Origin of the sequence: Brachybacterium muris, from assembly GCF_016907455.1 — a bacterium.
In the GTDB taxonomy this organism is placed as follows: domain Bacteria; phylum Actinomycetota; class Actinomycetes; order Actinomycetales; family Dermabacteraceae; genus Brachybacterium; species Brachybacterium muris.
On record NZ_JAFBCB010000001.1, the window covers coordinates 1,697,275 to 1,713,871 of the forward strand.

Here is a 16,597-nt window from a genome sequence, read left to right on the forward strand (position 1 = left end):
TGGAGCGGACCCGCGAGTTCGCATGCACGGGCACATGCGGGATGAATGGACGCGAAGGCCCCGGTCAGGGTACCGGAGTACACCTGCCGGGGCCTTCGAGCGTGGTGGGCTGGGCGGGGTGCCTCAGCGCGCGTAGTACTCGACGACCAGCGGGACCTCGCAGGTCACGGGGACCTCGGCACGCTTGGGACGGGAGACCAGCTTGGCCTTCAGCTCGGCCAGCTCCACCGACAGGTACGAGGGCACGGAGGCCAGCACGTCGGAGTTGCCGCCCTCGGCAGCGATCTGGAAGGGCTCCATGGCCTGGGACTTGGGCTTGATCTGGATGGTCTGCCCCGGCTTCACGCGGAAGGAGGGACGGTCCACCAGCTTGCCGTCGACCAGCACGTGACGGTGGGTCACGGCCTGGCGGGCCTGCAGCATGGTGCGGGCGAAGCCGGAGCGCAGCACGAGGGCGTCCAGGCGCATCTCGAGCAGCTCGATCATGCTCTCACCGGTCAGGCCGGACTCCTTGCGGGCGTCCAGGTAGGCACGGTGCAGCTGCTTCTCGCGCAGGGCGTACTGCGCACGCAGACGCTGCTTCTCGCGCAGACGCACGGCGTAGTCCGACTCGGTGCGACGACGGGCACGGCCGTGCTCGCCGGGGGGGTACGGACGCTTCTCGAAGTACTTGATCGACTTCGGGGTGAGCGGGAGCCCGAGGGCTCGGGACAGGCGCGCCTGACGGCGCGCACGGGTGACGTTGGTCACGAGGTATACCTCTTGTTCGCGTGGTGTGAATCCAGTCTTGCAGCCGCGGATTCAGCCGCCCAGACTACAGCAGAGGCCCGTACGGCTCAACGGCCCGCCGCGCAGGTCGTACCCGATTTCGCTGTGCACTCGCTCACGCTCATCAGTTCGCAGCCCCCGCAGCTCAGCCCTTGCCGCGCACGATCCGGCGCAGGGCCTCTACCCGGCGCGCCACCTCGGCCTCGGCACCGTGGCTGCCGGGACGGTAGTAGTCCACGCCCACCAGATCGTCCGGCGGGTACTGCTGGGCGGCCACCCCGTGCGGGGCATCGTGGGCGTACCGGTACTCCTCCCCATGGCCCAGCTTCTTCGCCCCTGAGTAATGGGCATCCCGCAGCGCCGGCGGCACCAGCCCGCCCTTGCCGGCGCGCACGTCGGCAATCGCCGCATCGATCCCCTTGTAGGAGGCATTGGACTTCGGTGCGGTGGCGATGTGCACCACGGCCTGGGCCAGGGGGATCCGCCCCTCCGGCATGCCGAGCATCTGCACGGCCTGCATCGCGGCGACCGCGACCTGCAGGGCGGAGGGATCGGCCATGCCCACCTCCTCGCTCGCGGCGATCACCACCCGTCGGGCGATGAACCGGGGATCCTCCCCCGCTTCGATCATGCGGGCCAGGTAGTGCAGGGACGCGTCCACGTCGCTGCCCCGCATCGATTTGATGAAAGCGCTGGTGACGTCGTAGTGCTGGTCTCCGGCCCGGTCGTAGCGCAGGGCGGCGCGGTTGACCGCCTGGGCGAGGGTGGCGGCGTCCACCTCGCTGGAGTCCTTCATCAGGGCCGCTGCGGCGGCTGCTTCCAGGGAGGTGAGTATCTTGCGGGCGTCTCCCCCGCCCAGTCGCAGCAGCGCTTCCCGGGCGTCGTCGGCCAGGGTGACCGCGCCGTCCAGGCCCTGCGGCGAGGTGAGAGCCCGGTCCACCAGTTCATCGAGGTCCTCCCGGTCCAGCGGCTCCAGGGTGAGCACGATCGAACGGGACAGCAGGGGTGAGATCACCGAGAAGTACGGGTTCTCCGTGGTGGCGGCCACCAGGGTCACCCAACGGTTCTCGACGCTGGGGAGCAGGGCGTCCTGCTGGGACTTGGAGAAGCGGTGCACCTCGTCCACGAACAGCACCGTCTCCTTGCCGGTGGTGCGCAGGCGGGACCGGGCCTGGTCAACGACCTCCCGCACCTCCTTGACGCCGGCCAGCACGGCGGAGAGCTCCACGAACTCACGGTCCCCGGAGCTGGCGACCACGTAGGCGAGCGTCGTCTTCCCGGTGCCGGGTGGCCCCCACAGGATCACCGAGGACGGGGCGGTGCGGGAGTCGTCGGCCGAGACCAGACGGCGCAAGGGGCTTCCGGGCTCGAGGGCCGCGTGCTGGCCCACCACCTCATCGAGTGAGCGCGGGCGCATCCGCACCGCCAGTGGCGCACGGTGGTCACGGTTGCGGTCGGAGAGGGTGCGCGGGGCGGGCGCATCGCCCGACAGCGTGAACAGGTCCTCCTCCATGCCCCTCAGGGTAGTGGTCCGGTACGACGGACGGTCCCCGCATGACCGGCAGCCTGGTTGGCAACGTGCTGGAACGTACCGGCCGGTCCTGCGGGGCGTGACTACTGTTCGCGGGATCGGCCGACGACGGCCGAGACCGTGCAACACCCCGAGGACGGACGCGATGACGCACGCCACTCCCCACGAGCCGGTGCTGGACACCGCCCGGATCCGTGACCCGTACAAGCTGGACCCGGCCGACATCCAGGACCCGCCCCGCACCTTCCATCTCCACCGGCCGCGTCGCGGTCTCCGGGTACAACGACGTACCGCCGCGGATCGCCAAGCGCGGCTGGATGGCATGGCTGGTGCTGCTGATGTTCGTGCAGTTCATGACCAGCCAGGCCGGCGTCATCAGCGCCGCCGCCTTCGCCTTCTCCTCCCTGCTGCCGATCGGTCCGGACCCCTACTCCCTGCTGTCCATCGGCACCTGGGTGGCGATCCTGGTGGCGATCGCCGTGGTGATCCACTACTTCAACCGGTACACCCTGGTCGAGGGACTCTCCACCTTCCTGGTGGTGGCCGTGACCGGATTCGCGATCCTGGTGGTGTTCCTGCTGCAGGGCACCGAGTGGGCCTGGACCCTGGGCGACATGGCCGAGGGCATGCGCTTCCAGATCGCGGTGGGCGCATTCGGCGTGGCCCTGTCCATGTTCGGCCTGACCGGCGTGGGGGCCGGCGAGGTCACCGCCTACACCTACTGGTGCGTGGAGAAGGGCTACGCCGCCTGGACGGGCCCGCGCGACGACTCCCAGGCGTGGGTGGACCGCGCCCGCGGCTGGATCGGCGTGATGAAGCTCGACGCGTGGGTGTCATGGGTGGTGTACACCCTGTCCACCGCCTCGTTCTACATCCTCGGCGCCGCTGTGCTGCACCCGCAGGGACTGACGCCCGAAGGGTCCGAGGTGATGGCCACGATCGCCTCGATCTTCGACTCCGCTGTGGGCCGGTGGGGCGCGGTGGTCTTCCTGATCGGCGCCGGTACCGCCCTGTTCAAGACCATCATCGCCAACGTGCCGAGCCTGGGCCGGCAGGTGGGCAACACCCTCGCGGTCTTCGGGGCCTTCGACTGGGAGGACCGGAAGGTGCGCGACCGATGGATGCGCTGGATCATGATCGTGCTGCCGATCCTGTGGGGCATCTTCGGCACCATCGTCCGCTCACCGCTGCCGCTGGTGATCCTGGCCGGCATCCTCAACTCCATCTTCCTGATCGGCGTGGCGATCTCGACCCTGTACCTCTCCCGCACCCAGACCGACCCGCGGGTGAAGGACGGCGTCGCGTTCAATGCGATGGTGGTCATCTCCGCCATCGCCATCACCCTGGTCGGTGTCATCGGCCTGTACAACACCATCGCCGACCTGCTCGGCTGAGAGAGGAGCACCATGCTCGCCGTCGTCGTCCATGCCCCCGGTGACCTGCGCGTCGATGAGGTCCCCGACCCGGTCGCCGCCCCCGACGAGGTGCTGATGCGGATGGCCTACGGAGGGATCTGCGGCTCCGACATCGCCTACTGGAGGAGCGGCATCAGCGGCACCGCGGTGCTCAAGGACCCGCTCGTGCTGGGCCACGAGGTCTCCGGCACCGTCGAGGCGATCGGCGAGCAGGCCGCCGCCGAGGTCGACGCAGCAGGCCTGGGCGTCGGCTCCCGTGTCACCGTGCACCCCGCCACCCTGGTGGGCGAGCACGCGGTCCCTGCCGACACCGCCGAGCGCACCAACCTGTGGCCCGAGGTCCGGTACTTCGGATCCGCGGCCTTCGACCCCCACGAGCAAGGCGGGTTCTCGACCCTGCGGGCAGTGCGCCCCGACCAGCTGCGCGCAGTGCCCGAGGGCGTAGGGCTGGACCAGGCGGCGCTGGCCGAGCCCTTCGGGGTGGCGCTGCACGCGGTGTCCCGCGCCGGCGACATCACCGGTCGCACCGTCCTGGTCAACGGTGCCGGACCTATCGGTGCGCTCGCCGTGGCAGCGGCCCGCCGGGCCGGCGCCGGGCGCATCATCGCCGCGGACCTCTCGCCCGCTGCTCTCGAGATCGCCCGGGCGATGGGGGCCGACGAGACCGTGGACGTGGGCGCCGGGCAAGCACTGCCTGCGGATGTCGACGTCGCGATCGAGGCCTCCGGGGCGCCCCGCGCCCTGGGCGGCGTGGTCGCGGCTGTGCGCCGGGGCGGGGTGCTGGTGCAGGTGGGGAACCTGCCGGCCGGTGAGGTGCAGGCGAGCCTCGGCGGGATCGTGACCCGGGAGATCGACTACCGCGGCTCCTACCGGTTCGTCGACGAGATCAGCGATGCCCTGGAGGCGATGGCCCACGGGTTCGACGTGTCTCCGCTGATCACCCACACGGTGTCGTTGGACCGGGCCGTCGAAGGCTTCGAGATCGCGGCGGACCGGTCCACCGGATCCTCCAAGGTGCTCATCGATCTGCGGTGACCCCTCGGGCCCGGGTGCTCAGGACGTGAGCGCGCGGGCGATGCGGCCGGGCCAGCCGGGGCCCTCGTAGATCAGGGCGGTGTAGCCCTGCACGAGATCTGCCCCGGCCCCGAGCCGGTCGGTGACGTCGGCGGCGGTGGTGACGCCGCCGCAGCTGATGATCACCGCGTCCTCGGGGAGCGCCTCGCGCAGCAGGCCCAGCACCTCGAGCGACCGCTCGGCCAGCACCGGGCCGGAGAGGCCACCGGCACCGATCCGCTCGATCAGGCCCCGGTCGGAGCGCAGCTGCTTCGGGCGGGCGATGGTGGTGTTCGTGGCGATCACGCCCGCCAGGCCCAGTTCCGTGGCGAGATGGGCCACCTGCCGCACGTCCTCGTCGTGGAGGTCGGGGGCTATCTTCACCAGGACCGGCACGGCCCGGCGCAGTCGACGCTCGGACCGGGCGGCCTCCTCCAGCACCGCGCTCAGCACCGGGCGCAGGGACTGGACGGACTGCAGGTCCCGCAGGCCCGGTGTGTTGGGGCTGGACACGTTGACCGCGAGGTAGCTCGCGTACGGGGCCAGGGTACGGGCCGAGAACCGGTAGTCCTCGGCGGCGTCCTCCAGCGGGGTGGACTTGGACTTGCCGATGTTCACGCCGATCACCGGGCGCTGCCCGGCCGCGGTGCGTCGCACGCGGGCCAGTCGCTTGGCCAGGCCCACCGCACCGCGGTTGTTGAACCCCATGCGATTGATCAGAGCCCGGTCGGCGACCAGGCGGAAGGACCTCGGTGCAGGGTTGCCGGGCTGGGGGCGGGCGGTGACGGTCCCCACCTCGACGTGGCCGAAGCCGAGGGCCAGCAGGGCCAGCGGGACCTGTCCGTCCTTGTCGAAACCGGCGGCGAGGCCGAAGGGATGGGGGTGGCGCAGTCCCAGCACCTCAGGGCCCGAAGCGACGGTGCGGGCCGGATCGGGGACGCGGAAGAGGGTGCGCAGCAGACGCTCGCTGCCGGGGAGGGCGCTGAGCAGTCTCAGCGCGTCCACGGTGAGGTGGTGCGCACGCTCGGGGTCGATGCGCCGCAGGACGTGCCGGAAGAGGAACGGGTATGCCCCGCGCCGAGCCGTCGGTGCGGCGTTGACCGATGGGCCGGAGCCGGCCGAGGAGGGGGTGTTCACAGCCTCACGCTACGTGCTCGTCGGGCGTCGCCGCACGGCCTTCGTCCTGCCAACGACGACGCAGCAGGTAGGGAACAGCGATCAGCGGCAGCAGCAGCGGGACGAAGGCGTAGCCGATCCCGTACACGGACCACACGGTGTCGTCGGGGAACAGCGACGGAGCGAGCAGGCTCAGGGTGCCCACGCTCACCACGCCCAGCAGTTCCAGGATGCACAGCCACAGTGCCGCACCGGACCCGTCACGGCCCCGCACCAGAGCGATCGTGACCGCGATGTAGGTGATCGCCGCGAGCAGCGAGAGCGAGTACGCCAGCGGTGCGGCGTCGAAGTCCCGCAGGATCTGCACGAGGCTGCGGGCCGTGGCCGAGATCGCGAAGATGCCGTACACGATCACCAGCAGTGCGGTGAATCCGCGGGAGCGGGAACCAGGTCGATCGGTGCTGCGGCGGTGGTTGCCCTGCACGTGGGTGTCAGACGAGCTCATGCGAATCCTCCCGGCCAGATCTGCTCGACCCTCATCACCAGCACCGCCAGGGTCACGGCCACCACGCCGATCGCGAGACTGCCCCACCGGGTGCGCTCCCAGATCCCCAGCCATGCCCCGCCCAGTGGCAGCACCAGGCCCGTGAGCAGGTAGCCGTAGAGGGTCACGGGATCGGTCACCTCTCCCCCGCCCAGGTCCTTGATCAGCAGGGCGATGCCCAGCACCGCCCACGCCAGCAGCACCAGCGCGGCGGCTCCCAGCAGCACCAGGTCGGCGGCGAGGTCCCTCACGGTGTAGTACGCCGCCAGGGCAGCGGTCAGCCCGCACACCACGTACAGCACGATGATCAGCACCTGCATGGGCGGGTTCGTCCTCCTGGATTCCGGCATGGGCCTGGCGGGCACGCGGCCGCGGCCGACGGGGTGTCGGGGCCGACGCCTACGATAGATCCATGCCAACGATCAGTATCTCCACCGCATCCGTCCGCGACGTCGAGGCCGACGTCCTCATCCTCCCCCTGTTGGCCGGGCAGGACGACTCCCCTGCCACGGTGCCGGGCTCCTCCGAGATCTCCGAGGCGATCGCCTCTCTGGAGCCGTCCAGCGCCCGTGGTGACGTGCACCGCATCCCGTCCTTCTCCCTGGCTGCCGCCGGTTCTCTGCTGCTGGTCGGTGTGGGCGCCTCGAGCCTCGACGAGGTCGAGGCGGAGGACCTCCGCCTCGCCTACGGCGCCGCCACCCGCGCCCTGACCGGCGTGAGCACTGCCGCACTCGCCCTGCCCGGCGGCAATGCCGAGCAGCTGGCCGCTGCCGTCGAGGGCGCGGCCCTGGGCGCTTACGCGTTCATCACCCACAAGTCCGAGTCCTCCAAGGCCAAGCCCGCACTGGAGTCCGTGGTGGTTCTCGCCGAGGACGAGACCGGTGCCACGGCTGCCGCCGAGCGCGCCGAGGTCCTGGCCGGGTCGGTGGACATCGCCCGCGACCTGGTCAACACCCCGCCGAACCTGCTGTACCCGGCGGAGTTCGCACGCCGCGCCGAGGAGGCCGTGGCCGATCTGCCCATCACAGTGACGGTGCTGGACGAGAAGGAACTGGCCGAGGGCGGCTACGGCGGCATCGTGGGCGTCGGCCAGGGCTCGTCCCGTCCGCCGCGCCTGGTGCGCCTGGAGTACGCGCCCGAGGGTGCGAAGCAGTCCGTGGCCCTGGTGGGCAAGGGCATCACCTTCGACACCGGCGGCATCTCCATCAAGCCTGCCGCGGGCATGGACGAGATGACCTCGGACATGACCGGCGCAGCCACTGTCCTCGCCGCCACTGTCGGAGCGGCACGCCTGGGCCTGGACGTGAGGATCACCACCTTCCTGGCACTGGCCGAGAACATGCCCGGCGGCGGCGCCCAGCGCCCCGGTGACGTGGTCACCATGCGCAACGGGATGACGGTGGAGGTGCTCAACACCGACGCCGAGGGCCGCATGGTGATGGCCGATGCGCTGGTGGACGCGGTGGCCACCGAGCCCGATCTGGTGATGGACGTCGCCACCCTCACTGGCGCCGCCATGGTGGCGCTCGGCAAGCGCACCGCTGCCGTGATGGGCACCGAGGGCGGCCGGGACACCGTGATGGCTGCCTCCGCTCAGGCGGGCGAGCCGTTCTGGCCGCTCCCGTTCCCCGCCGAGCTGCGTGCGGACATCACCGGCCGCGTCGCCGACCTGCGCAACATCGGTGAGCGCTGGGGCGGCGCGCTCTCGGCCGGTGTGTTCCTCAAGGAGTTCGTGGGTGAGACCGAGTGGGCTCACCTCGACATCGCCGGCCCGGCCTTCGCCTCCGCCCCGCTGGGCTACATGGGCAAGGGCGCCACGGGTATGAGCGTGCGCACAGTCCTGCAGGTCCTGGAGGACCGCGCCCGCTGATCGGGCCGACCTTCCGGAAGGAATCCGAGCCGAGCGGCGCCGCCTCGTGCCCTAGCATGGGTCTCGAAGGCGGCGCCGTCCGGTTGTCCCGGTCGCACATGCCGCGATCACAATCACTCAGCGAGGGAGCACACAGGTGGCTGAATCGACCACTGACCAGTACGACGTCGTGATCCTGGGCGGTGGCAGCGGCGGCTATGCGGCTGCGCTGCGCGGCGCCCAGCTCGGGCTCAGGATCGCCATGGTGGAGAAGGACAAGCTGGGCGGCACCTGCCTGCACCGCGGCTGCGTCCCCACCAAGGCCATGCTGCACGTCGGCGAGGTCGCCGACGCCCCGTCCGAGGGCAAGGACCTGGGCCTGGACATCTCCCTGAACGCCGTGGACATCGAGAAGGTCCTGGGCTTCAAGGACAAGGTCATCGGCCGCCTCTACAAGGGCCTGCAGGGCTTGGTGAAGTCCCGCGACGTCGAGTACATCGAGGGCTTCGGCCGTCTCACCGGCAAGGACACCGTCACGGTGGAGACCGAGGGCGGCACCCGCGAGCTGCGCGGCAAGAACATCGTGCTGGCCACCGGCTCCTTCTCCAAGACCCTGCCCGGCATCGAGCTGGGTGGGCGGATCCTTGACTCCGAGGCCGCGCTGCAGCTGCCCGAGGTGCCGAAGAACCCGATCATCTTGGGCGGTGGCGTCATCGGCGTGGAGTTCGCCTCGGTGTGGAAGTCGCTCGGCGCCGAGTCGGTGACCATCGTGGAGGGCTTGCCCCACCTGGTCGCCAACGAGGACGAGTCCCTCTCCAAGGCCCTTGAGCGCTCTTACAAGAAGCGCGGCATCACGTTCTCCCTCGGGGTGTTCACCGAGAAGGTGGAGCCCAGCGACTCCGGCGTCAAGGTCACCCTGGCCGACGGCACCGTCTTCGAGGGCGACTACCTGCTGGTGGCGGTGGGCCGCGGCCCCGTCACCAAGGACCTCGGCTACGAGGAGCAGGGCATCGAGATGGATCGCGGCTTCGTGCTGGCGGACAAGGGGACGCTGGAGACCAGCGTGCCCGGCATCTACGCCGTGGGCGACATCGTGCCTGGCCTGCAGCTCGCACACCGCGGGTTCCAGCAGGGCATCTTCGTGGCCGAGCTCATCGCCGGCCAGAACCCCGCCCCGATCGTGGAGTCCGGGATCCCCCGCATCACGTACTGCGAGCCGCAGCTCGGCTCCGTGGGACTGACCGAGAAGCAGGCGAAGGAGCAGCTGGGCGACGACGCCGTTCAGACCTACGAGTACAACCTCGGCGGAAACGGCAAGTCCCAGATCCTCGGCACCACCGGCTTCATCAAGCTGGTCCGTGAGAAGGACGGCCCCATCGTGGGTGTCCACATGATCGGCTCGCGCATGTCCGAGCTGATGGGCGAGGCGCAGCTGATCGTCAACTGGGAGGCCTACCCCGAGGACGTCGCCTCCTTGATCCACGGTCACCCCACGCAGCACGAGGCCATGGGTGAGGCCGCGCTGGCCCTCGCCGGCAAGCCCCTGCACGCCCACGCCTGAGCCTGACGCCACCAGAAGGAGAACATCATGTCCGAAACCGTGAAGATGCCCGCACTGGGCGAGTCCGTCACCGAGGGCACCGTGACGCGGTGGCTGAAGTCCGTGGGCGACACCGTGGAGGTGGACGAGCCCCTGCTGGAGGTCTCCACCGACAAGGTCGACACCGAGATTCCCTCCCCCGTGGCCGGGACCATCGAGAAGATCCTGGTCGAGGAAGACGAGGACGCCGAGGTCGGCGCTGATCTGGTCGTGATCGGCGACGGGTCCGGCTCCGACGACTCCGGCTCCTCCGACGAGGGTGCCTCCGAGGAGAAGTCCGAGGAGTCCGATTCCTCCGAGGGCGAGGACCTCGCCTCCGATGAGACCGTCGCGCCATCCACCACGCAGGAGACCCCTGCCGGCGAGGACGAGAAGCCCGCAGACAAGGAGCCCGCTACCAGCGACAGCGGCTCCGCCGGTGAGGCGTCCGGCGGTGGCTCCGCCTCCGGTGAGGAAGTGACGATGCCGGCGCTCGGCGAGTCCGTCACCGAGGGCACCGTGACGCGGTGGCTGAAGTCCGTGGGCGACACCGTGGAGGTGGACGAGCCCCTGCTGGAGGTCTCCACCGACAAGGTCGACACCGAGATCCCCTCCCCCGTTGCCGGCACCCTGCTGGAGATCCGCGTCGAGGAGGACAGTGACGCCGAGGTCGGTTCCGTGCTGGCCATCATCGGTGACGAGTCCGCCGCGAAGGCCGACAAGCCCGCCGAAGACGCCCCGAAGTCCGAGAAGAAGGCAGAGCCGAAGACGGAGGAGAAGTCCGAGCCGGAGGAAGAGAAGAAGGACCAGCCGAAGGACGAGGATAAGGCCGAGGCCCCCAAGGGCGAGCAGAAGCAGGATCCCTCCGCTCCCGCCTCCGCCCCGAAGGCCGCCGACTCCGTCAGCGGCGCCGCAGGCACCGGCTATGTGACCCCGCTGGTGCGGAAGATGGCGGCCGACGCCGGTATCGACCTGTCCTCGGTCAAGGGCACGGGACTAGGTGGCCGTATCCGCAAGCAGGACGTCGCCGAGGCGATCGAGGCTGCCAAGCAGGCCTCTGCTGCCCCCGCTGCTTCCGAGCAGACCGCACCGTCGGCTCCCGCCGGTGACGCACCGAAGGCTGCTCCGAAGGTCGAGGCGTCCCCGCTGCGCGGCACCGAGGAGAAGATGAGCCGTATCCGCAAGATCACCGCGAAGCGGATGGTGGAGTCCCTGCAGACGCAGGCCCAGCTCACCACTGCCGTCGAGGTGGACATGACTCGCGTGGCGAAGCTGCGCGGTGCGGCCAAGGACGCCTTCGCCCAGCGCGAGGGTGCCAAGCTCACCTTCCTGCCGTTCATCATGATGGCCGCGGTGGAGGCGCTGAAGACCTACCCGAAGATCAACGCCGAGATCGATGGCGACATGATCAAGTACAACGCCTCCGAGAACATCGGCATGGCTGCCGACACCGAGCGCGGTCTGGTGGTGCCGGTGATCAAGAACGCCGGCGACCTGAACCTGGCCGGCCTGGCCCGCCAGATCGGTGAGCTCGGCGGCAAGGCGAAGAACAACAAGCTGGGGCCGGACGACCTGTCCGGTGCCACCTTCACCATCACCAACACCGGTTCCGGTGGTGCCCTGTTCGACACCCCGATCGTGCCCAACCCGCAGGTGGGAATCCTGGGCTGCGGCACCATCACCAAGCGTCCGGCCGTGGTGCAGAACGCGGAGGGCGATGACTCCATCGCGATCCGTTCGATGATGTACCTGTTCCTGTCCTACGACCACCGTCTGGTGGACGGCGGTGACGCCGCACGCTTCCTCACCTTCATGAAGAAGCGTCTGGAGGACGGCGCGTTCGAGGCCGAGCTCGGCCTGTGAACCTCGGGGCTGCCGTGAGGCGGTCCTGATGACCTGAGGGCCCGGTACCGCGAGGTGCCGGGCCCTCAGTCGTCCCGTGGCCGTCACCTCGTCAGGCCGGGCTCGCGGCCTCGACGTGCCAGGACTCTCCGTCCCATCGCAGGTCAAGGTGGATGGTGGTGCGCGGCGACGCAGGGACCTGCCGGGTGGTGCCGTCCGGCCCCACGGTGGTGTGGGCGGCGCTGGAGATCTGGAGGCTGAGCCGCGCGGTGCCGTCCGCGGATGACTCCTCCAGGACCTGTGCACTGTGCACCTCGGGCTCGCCTCCGGTCACCACGGTCCCCTCATAGGCGGCTCGCACCGAGTCGTCCTGGGCGCGGGCGCTGCTCCCCTCCAGGGTGATCGCAGCGTCGGATGAACCGGTGAGATAGGCGTGGCGGGCCTGGGCGAGCTCGGTGGCCAGGTCGAGCGGTTCCTCGATACCCGGACCCGATGAGATCGCGCTCCCGGGAGCGTCCATGGTCAGTACGGGATCGGCGGCCTGGGATGCGGTGGGCACGGGTGCGGACGCAGGGGCGGAAGCAGCCGAAGGATCCGGCCCGACGGTGCGCGGCATGATCGACCACGCCACCGCGCCCAGCAGCACTCCCGCCAGCACCACTGCCCCGGTGGTCGCCAGGATGTCACGGCGTCCCGCACCGCCTCCGGGCGGCACACGGGTGGGTCCCCGGCCCCGACGGCGCTTCAGGGCCCGCGGGGCCGGGAGCGGGCGCACCGCTCGCCCCTGCGTGGTCTCCTCATGTGCGCGGTCGTCCTGTGCGCGGTGGTCCTGCTCCGGCCGGTCCAGTTCCAGTCCCAGCTCGAGGTCGCTGCGGCCCTGGGTCCCGCTCGGGGGGACCGTGTCCCGACGGAGCACTCCGCGATCGTCGATGCGCCTGCGCAGGGTGCGGTCCTGATCCTGGAGCACGGAGTCGACCCAGAGCCGGTCATCGACCTGAGCCGACGAGGAGGAGTCCTGCCGCAGCCCTGTGAGGCCCTGCACCGTCACGCTGCCGTCCTGCCGCACGGCCAGGCCCTCCCCCGGGCCTCTCCCGAGCACCCAGCCGCGGGCGTGCAGTGCGGAGATCAGCGCGTCGAGGTCGTCCCGGGCACGCGCCAGCATCTGACGCTCCGCTGCACCCGGAGCGCTGCCTTCCGAGCAGCGGCGCCCGCGACGACGGGACAGCACCGAACCGGCCTCGCGCACGTATCCTCCGTCCTCGACCTCCAGCACCTCCGGTGCCGCTGCGACGCCATCCACCTCGAGCGATGCCAGCAGCTGCAGCTCGGCCCGCACCTGCTGGCTGCCGAGCTCGGTGAGAGCCCGCACCCTGACCACCTCGACCCCGCCCACCATGATCAGCTGGTCCTCACGATGCTCGGTGGCCTGCAGGACGGTCCCCTCGGTGGTGTCGGCGGTGGCGTCGGTCTCCATGGCCACAGTGAACCCCAGCCGGGGCCCGTCCACCCTTCGTCATCCACAACGCGCAGGTGAGCGGGAGGCGTACCCTGGGGTACGTGCTCGATGTGATCCGTCTCGGCTTCAGCGAACCCCTACCCGGCGGTGACCGCCACGAGGAGTTCTCCCTCCCCCCGGGGCCGGTGGAGTACCGGGCCGCCTGGGACCTGCAGCGCAGGCTCCACGCCGAGGTGGTCGCCGGCACTCGCCCCGACACGCTGCTGCTGCTGGAGCACCGACCGGTGTACACCGCCGGCAAGCTCACGGCCCCGCAGGAGCGGCCCCGGGACGGCGCACCCGTGGTGGACATCGACCGCGGAGGGAAGATCACCTGGCACGGCCCCCAGCAGCTGGTCGGGTATCCCCTGGTGAAGCTGCCGGTCCCGATCGATGTGGTGGGCTTCGTCCGGGCGCTCGAGCAGACACTGATCGAGGTGTGCGCGAGCGTCGGGGTGCATGCCACCACCGTCGAAGGGCGCAGCGGGGTGTGGATGCGGGATGCCGGCGCCGAGGGCGAGCAGGACGAGCGGAAGCTGGCTGCCATCGGCCTTCGCGTGTCAAAGCGCGCCACCATGCACGGCTTCGCCCTGAACTGCGACAACGACCTGTCCTGGGCCCACAACGTGATCCCCTGCGGGATCGACGATGCGGGCGTCAGCACCCTCAGCCGGGAAGCGGGCCGGCGCATCGCCGTGGCCGACGTGATCGACGCCGCCGAGGAGGGCATGCGGGAGCTGGTGGCGCACCGCACCCTCGCCACCACCGTCACGGCGACCGGAGGTGCCCGCCACCTGGATAGACTGCCCACATCGTCGAGCAAGGAGGCAAACGCGTGACACTCGCTCCCGAAGGCCGTCGTCTTCTCCGTGTCGAAGCCCGCAACGCCGAGGTGCCCATCGAGCGCAAGCCGGGATGGATCAAGACCCGCGCCGTGATGGGACCCGAGTACAGCGCGATGAAGAAGCGCGTCCACGGCAAGGGCCTGCACACCGTGTGCGAGGAGGCCGGCTGTCCCAACATCTTCGAGTGCTGGGAGGACCGCGAGGCCACGTTCCTGATCGGCGGGGACACCTGCACGCGCCGCTGCGACTTCTGCGACATCGCCACCGGCAAGCCGCAGGCGGTGGATCCGATGGAGCCGCTGAAGGTGGCGCAGTCGGTCAAGGAGATGGGTCTTCGCTACTCCACCATCACCGGGGTGGCGCGCGATGACCTGCCCGACGGTGCGGCGGGGCTGTTCGCCGAGACCTGCCGCCAGATCCATGCGGTGAACCCCGGCACCGGGGTGGAGCTGCTGATCGACGACATCAAGGGGGACTCGGGCGCCCTGCAGCAGGTGTTCGACTCCCAGCCGGAGGTGTTCGCGCACAACCTCGAGACCGTCCCGCGGATCTTCAAGCGGATCCGGCCCGCGTTCCGCTACGAGCGCTCGCTGGACGTGATCACACAGGCGAAGGACGCGGGCATGATCACCAAGTCCAACCTGATCCTGGGCATGGGTGAGACCAGCGAGGAGATTCTGGACTCGCTGCACGCCCTGCGGGAGTCCGGCTGCGACATCATCACCATCACGCAGTACCTGCGGCCCTCGAAGCTGCACCACCCCATCGACCGCTGGGTCAAGCCCGAGGAGTTCCTGGAGCTCTCCGAGGCCGCGGAGGAGATGGGCTACCTGGGTGTCATGGCAGGCCCCATGGTGCGGTCCTCGTACCGTGCCGGAAGGCTGTGGGCCCAGGCCATGAAGAAGCTGGGCCGTCCCATCCCACCCGAGCTCCAGCACCTCGACCAGCAGATCCCCGCACATCAGGAGGCAGCGAGCGTGGTCGCCCGCAGCCAGGCAGCCGCGAGCTGACACCCCGCATCTCGGAAGGACCCCTACCTCTCATGGCCCGCAAGAGCGAGACCACCCGCGCCAATGACACCTCCACGCGAGGCAGGCGCAACCCCGACGGCACCAAGAAGCCCGGCCGCATCAAGCAGATGGTCGAGGTGTACAAGTACACCCAGGAGGTGGACCGCACCACAGCGCCCTGGATGCTGGGCGCCCTGGTGGCCGCGATCGCCATCGGCGTGCTGATCAGCTGGCTGGTGTTCAACAGCCCCTGGTACGGCATCTTCCTGGGCCTGGGCTTCGGCATCCTGGCCGCCATGCTGATCCTGGCCCGCAAGGCCGAGCGCGCTGCCTTCGCCCGCATCAAGGGACAGCCCGGTGCGTCGCTGGCCGCGATGCAGTCCATCCGCCGCGGATGGAACGTGGCCGAGGAGCCCGTCCAGGTGGACCCCCGCAGCCAGAAGATGGTCTTCCGCGCAGCGGGTCGCGCCGGTATCGCGCTGGTGGCGGATGACGACTCGAGCACCTCCATGAAGCTGCTGGAGAAGGAGCGGCGCAGCATCCGCCGCGTGCTGCAGCACGAGGGTGTGCCGATCCATCAGATCATCGTGGGCGACGGGGCGGACCAGGTGCCGCTGCACAAGCTGCCCACCCACATGACGCGGATGAAGAAGGTGCTCACCAAGGACGAGTCCGCCCAGGTGAACAAGCGCCTGGCGGCGCTGCACCGCTCGATCCGCCAGTCGGTGCCGAAGGGCGTGGACCCGATGCGGGCGCGCCCCAACCGCAAGGCGATGCGGGGGCGCTGAGCCCCGTCCCGGATGCCCTGGACGCCCGTCCGACCCTCTCCGCCCCACGACCACGGCCCCGCCACTGCGCACATGCGCACAGGCGGGGCCGTTATCGTCCCGTTACCTTCGTGATCCAACCGTTACCCGGTGTCCGGTCGCCTCCTGCGCCGCCACCGTGAGGCGGGACGGTTGCTGCGGTGGGTTCCCGCAGCTGCGCTCACGGATCAGGCACGCACCACGGCGGTGCCGGCCAGCACGTCGTGCAGGGGCTGACGATCTCGGTTCCACACCACGGCGGTGATGACCGTGAGCATCGCGAGCGTGCGCACCAGGGCGCGCACCGGCATCGGCCAGCGGCGGGCCACCGGCAGTACCCGCAGCCCCAGCAGGAACTGGGCCGGGGTGGCCCCGAAAAGGCTCAGGAGCAGGACGTTCAGGCTCACGAACAGCAGCAGTGTGGCCAGCGGGTCGTACTGGAAGAAGGCGATGGACACCGCCACGCAGATCCCCCAGTCGATCAGCAGCGACAGCAGTCGGCGGCCGAAGCCGGCCACCGAGCCGGGGCCGTCGGCGGGCAGGCCGTAGGACGTGCCGGGGACGTAGTCGGGGTCCTGGGGAGTGCCCTCGATCCAGGAGCCCAGGTCTTTGCGGTCGATCACCCGTCGAGCCTAGCCGGGCCCCCTGAACGCCCCCGCGCCATCGTCGACAGCCGCGCGGCTCCTCCTCGGTGGGGCTGAAGAGCTTCTCGCATGGTGGTCGCAGTCACCGCCTCTAGACTTG

Annotated in this window: 15 protein-coding genes; 8 read left to right on the forward strand and 7 right to left on the reverse strand. The window is 70.1% G+C overall.

Annotation, left to right across the window (positions count from 1 at the left end; all coding sequences use genetic code 11):
* Positions 1-123: 123 nt before the first annotated feature.
* Positions 124-750 carry a 30S ribosomal protein S4 gene (rpsD, locus tag JOD52_RS07865; RefSeq protein ID WP_017822505.1) on the reverse strand — a complete coding sequence of 209 codons (627 nt, stop codon included), beginning with the start codon at positions 748-750 and terminating at the stop codon, positions 124-126.
* 163 nt (positions 751-913) lie between these two features.
* Positions 914-2,281, reverse strand: coding sequence for a replication-associated recombination protein A (locus JOD52_RS07870; protein ID WP_017822504.1), 1,368 nt, complete (start codon positions 2,279-2,281; stop codon positions 914-916).
* A 212-nt stretch (positions 2,282-2,493) separates the two neighbouring features.
* Here JOD52_RS07870 and JOD52_RS07875 point away from each other — a divergent pair, with 212 nt between their 5' ends.
* Both JOD52_RS07875 and JOD52_RS07880 read left to right on the forward strand, forming a co-directional pair.
* Entirely contained in the window at positions 2,494-3,693 is a 1,200-nt protein-coding gene (locus tag JOD52_RS07875) for an Nramp family divalent metal transporter (RefSeq protein ID WP_338124067.1), read from the forward strand.
* Between the two features lie 12 nt (positions 3,694-3,705).
* The gene (locus tag JOD52_RS07880; RefSeq protein WP_204409324.1) at positions 3,706-4,749 is read left to right on the forward strand and encodes an L-idonate 5-dehydrogenase; all 1,044 of its coding nucleotides are present in this window, start codon (positions 3,706-3,708) and stop codon (positions 4,747-4,749) included.
* An 18-nt stretch (positions 4,750-4,767) separates the two neighbouring features.
* On the opposite strand, the gene JOD52_RS07885 is transcribed toward JOD52_RS07880, so the two are convergent.
* From JOD52_RS07885 to JOD52_RS07895, 3 genes are read right to left on the reverse strand one after another with little or no spacing between them, the layout of a single operon-like run.
* Complete coding sequence (locus JOD52_RS07885) at positions 4,768-5,904, reverse strand: quinone-dependent dihydroorotate dehydrogenase (RefSeq protein WP_204409326.1); 1,137 nt, start codon at positions 5,902-5,904, stop codon at positions 4,768-4,770.
* 4 nt (positions 5,905-5,908) lie between these two features.
* Positions 5,909-6,388: a hypothetical protein gene (locus JOD52_RS07890; protein ID WP_017822500.1), complete on the reverse strand. Its 480-nt coding sequence runs from the start codon at positions 6,386-6,388 to the stop codon at positions 5,909-5,911.
* Entirely contained in the window at positions 6,385-6,747 is a 363-nt protein-coding gene (locus JOD52_RS07895; RefSeq protein ID WP_017822499.1) for a hypothetical protein, read from the reverse strand. The genes JOD52_RS07890 and JOD52_RS07895 overlap by 4 nt, the downstream gene beginning before the upstream one ends.
* A gap of 92 nt (positions 6,748-6,839) precedes the next feature.
* On the opposite strand from JOD52_RS07895, the gene JOD52_RS07900 reads away from it, so the two are divergent.
* From JOD52_RS07900 to sucB, 3 genes are all read left to right on the forward strand, one after another.
* Positions 6,840-8,297, forward strand: coding sequence for a leucyl aminopeptidase (locus JOD52_RS07900; RefSeq protein WP_017822498.1), 1,458 nt, complete (start codon positions 6,840-6,842; stop codon positions 8,295-8,297).
* 136 nt (positions 8,298-8,433) lie between these two features.
* The gene (lpdA, locus tag JOD52_RS07905; protein ID WP_017822497.1) at positions 8,434-9,837 is read left to right on the forward strand and encodes a dihydrolipoyl dehydrogenase; all 1,404 of its coding nucleotides are present in this window, start codon (positions 8,434-8,436) and stop codon (positions 9,835-9,837) included.
* Positions 9,838-9,864: 27 nt separating this feature from the next.
* The gene (gene sucB, locus JOD52_RS07910) at positions 9,865-11,718 is read left to right on the forward strand and encodes a 2-oxoglutarate dehydrogenase, E2 component, dihydrolipoamide succinyltransferase (protein ID WP_204409328.1); all 1,854 of its coding nucleotides are present in this window, start codon (positions 9,865-9,867) and stop codon (positions 11,716-11,718) included.
* Positions 11,719-11,809: 91 nt separating this feature from the next.
* On the opposite strand, the gene JOD52_RS07915 is transcribed toward sucB, so the two are convergent.
* Complete coding sequence (locus JOD52_RS07915; protein ID WP_204409330.1) at positions 11,810-13,171, reverse strand: hypothetical protein; 1,362 nt, start codon at positions 13,169-13,171, stop codon at positions 11,810-11,812.
* Positions 13,172-13,254: 83 nt separating this feature from the next.
* Between JOD52_RS07915 and lipB the strand changes: the two genes are divergently transcribed.
* The 3 genes from lipB to JOD52_RS07930 are packed head-to-tail and all read left to right on the forward strand — an operon-like array spanning position 13,255 to position 15,835.
* Positions 13,255-14,031: a lipoyl(octanoyl) transferase LipB gene (lipB, locus tag JOD52_RS07920; protein ID WP_204411579.1), complete on the forward strand. Its 777-nt coding sequence runs from the start codon at positions 13,255-13,257 to the stop codon at positions 14,029-14,031.
* Entirely contained in the window at positions 14,028-15,047 is a 1,020-nt protein-coding gene (gene lipA / locus JOD52_RS07925; RefSeq protein ID WP_204409333.1) for a lipoyl synthase, read from the forward strand. The genes lipB and lipA overlap by 4 nt, the downstream gene beginning before the upstream one ends.
* 32 nt (positions 15,048-15,079) lie before the next feature.
* Positions 15,080-15,835 (forward strand): DUF4191 domain-containing protein, encoded by a 756-nt coding sequence (locus JOD52_RS07930; RefSeq protein ID WP_017822492.1) that lies wholly within the window; start codon positions 15,080-15,082, stop codon positions 15,833-15,835.
* 206 nt (positions 15,836-16,041) lie between these two features.
* On the opposite strand, the gene JOD52_RS07935 is transcribed toward JOD52_RS07930, so the two are convergent.
* Positions 16,042-16,476, reverse strand: a complete 435-nt coding sequence (locus JOD52_RS07935) for an RDD family protein (RefSeq protein WP_017822491.1) — start codon at positions 16,474-16,476, stop codon at positions 16,042-16,044.
* Positions 16,477-16,597: the final 121 nt, after the last annotated feature.